At 67.0% G+C, this 2,366-nt stretch carries 2 protein-coding genes; both read left to right on the forward strand.

The window, feature by feature from the left end; genetic code table 11:
• The first annotated feature begins 125 nt into the window (after positions 1-125).
• Positions 126-1,544 (forward strand): IS21 family transposase, encoded by a 1,419-nt coding sequence (gene istA / locus ACFVIU_RS39095; RefSeq protein ID WP_385848530.1) that lies wholly within the window; start codon positions 126-128, stop codon positions 1,542-1,544.
• The gene (gene istB, locus ACFVIU_RS39100) at positions 1,541-2,311 is read left to right on the forward strand and encodes an IS21-like element helper ATPase IstB (RefSeq protein ID WP_031174301.1); all 771 of its coding nucleotides are present in this window, start codon (positions 1,541-1,543) and stop codon (positions 2,309-2,311) included. The genes istA and istB overlap by 4 nt, the downstream gene beginning before the upstream one ends.
• The last annotated feature ends 55 nt before the right edge of the window (positions 2,312-2,366 follow it).

The raw sequence follows: 2,366 nt of genomic DNA on the forward strand, positions 1-2,366 counted from the left end.
TGTCGGCGTACAAGCGAACGTGCGCCACCTCGTACGGATGAAAGTGCACCATTTTTGATGCGGTGACGGGGCGTCGGCCGTGAGTCTGCTGCTGTCGGTTCGGGGTGGCAGGGAGGCGGCTGACGGTGGTCTTGGATCCGCATCGCTGGCTGGAATTGAGGCGGTTTCGTCCGCTGTACGAGTCCGGTGCGATGAGTCTGCGGGAGATCGCGAAGGAGACTGGGCTGAACCGCAGGACGGTCAGCAAGTACCTCAAGGACCCCGCATCAGTCGCGCCGCCGAAGAGAGAAGCAGCAGATCAGCGGCCTCGGCGGGTGGTGGACGAGGTCGCGCCGCTGATCGACGCGATGCTCAGGTCCGAGATCCTGCTCAAGGGAAGGGTGATCCACGAGCGCCTGACCCAGGAGTACGGGGTCAGCATCAACTACCAGCGGGTGAAGCTCTATCTGCAGGAGGCCCGGCCCCGGATCGCGGAGGAAATGGGCATCAGCCCAGGTGAGTTGGCGGGCCTGCACCGGCGCTTCGAGGTCGTTCCTGGTGCTCAGGCCCAGGTCGACTGGGGAGACGAAGGCAAGATCCTCGCCCATGTCGGCATCCCGAAGGTCTACTCGTTCCACATGACTCTGTCGTACTCGCGCGACCCGTTCTGCTGCTTCACTACCAGCCAGGACCTGGCGACGTTCTTCGACTGCCACCGGGCCGCGTTCGCGCACTTCGGCGGGGTGCCGATGAGCATCGTCTATGACCGCACCAAGACGGTCGTGCGCCGGCACGTCGCTCCCGGTGAGGCGGTTCCGCTGCACCCGGAGGCGGTCGCCTTCGCCGGGCACTACGACTTCGACATCGACGTGCTGGCTGCCTACCGGCCGCAGGGCAAGGGGCGGGTCGAGCGGCAGGTGAACATCATCCGTGACCACGTCCTGGCCGGTCGGGCCTTCTCTTGCATCGAGGAGCTGAACGCTGCCTTCGCCGCCTGGGTGCCGCTGCGGCGGGCGAAGGTCCACGGCACCCACGGCGAAGTCATCGGACACCGGGCCGTGCGCGACCACATGGCCCTTCGTCCGCTGCCGGCGACCCCGTATGTGGTCACGCAGCGGCACCTGCGGCACGTCGGCAAGGACTGCCTGGTCGCCTTCGACGCGAACCTCTACTCCGTTCCCGCCCGCAAGGTCCGCCCCCGTCAACTGGTCGAGATCCGGGCCACGAAGTCGCAGGTCAGCCTGCATTCAACCGCCCCCGACACAGGTGGCCAGACCTTGTTGGCCGTCCACCCGCGGGCCGTTGGCCGAGGCGCCCGCATCGTGGATGAGACTCACTGGGACGGCCTTCCCACCGGCGCCGGCCGCCGGGTCACCACCGGCGACGCTCTGCCCTCGCCCCGCCGCGACCAGGCAGTCGGGCCCGAGGCCGGACCGCTGCAGGCTCTGCTGAACCGGGCCGCCGCCGCGAATGTCGAGGTGGGCCGCCGTCCGCTGTCGGTCTACGACGAACTGACCGGCACCCGCCCCTTCACTGCCAACTCCGCCAGCAAGGAAATCCGTTGAGCGAGCTGACCAGCACCCGCATCCGCACCACCGCCGCCAAGCTCGGCCTGCCACACCTGGCCGAGGCCCTGAACCAGTACATCCAGCGGGCGGATGAGGCCAAGATGGGCTACCTCGACCTGCTCGATCTGGTGCTGTCCGAGGAACTCGCTGTCCGCGACGACCGCCGCTTCCGCAACGGCCTGCGGTTGTCGAAGCTGCCGCACCACAAGACGCTGGAGGACTACGACTTCTCCTTCCAGCCCGAGCTCGACCCACGCAAGGTCAAGGACCTGGCCACCCTCTCCTTCGTCGAGGAGAAGGCCAACGTCGCTCTGCTCGGGCCGCCCGGCGTCGGCAAGACGCACATCGCCGTCGCCCTGGCCGTCGCGGCCTGCCGGGCCGGCTACTCGATCTACTTCACCAGCCTCGACGACATGGTCCGTCACCTCAAGGCCGCGGAGGACCAGGGCCGTCTGATCAGTAAGCTCACCAGCTACCTCCGGCCCGCCGTTCTCGTGGTCGACGAGGTCGGCTACCAACCGCTGGAGCGGGCCGAGGCGAACCTGGTCTTCCAGGTGATCTCCAAGCGTTACGAAAAGGGCTCGATCATCCTGACCTCGAACAAGACCTTCGGCGAATGGGGCCAGGTCTTCGGCGACGAGGTACTGGCCACCGCGATCCTCGACCGGCTCCTGCACCACTGCGAAGTCGTCCCGATCAACGGCAACAGCTACCGGCTCAAGAACCGCCTCCAGGCCATCGAGCGGGACACCGACGTGGCCTGAGCTGTGGTGCACACAACTTCGTACTCGGCGGTGCACTCAGAGGAGTACCTGGACA

It is taken from the genome of Streptomyces sp. NPDC127190 (assembly GCF_042672505.1).
GTDB lineage: Bacteria > Actinomycetota > Actinomycetes > Streptomycetales > Streptomycetaceae > Streptomyces.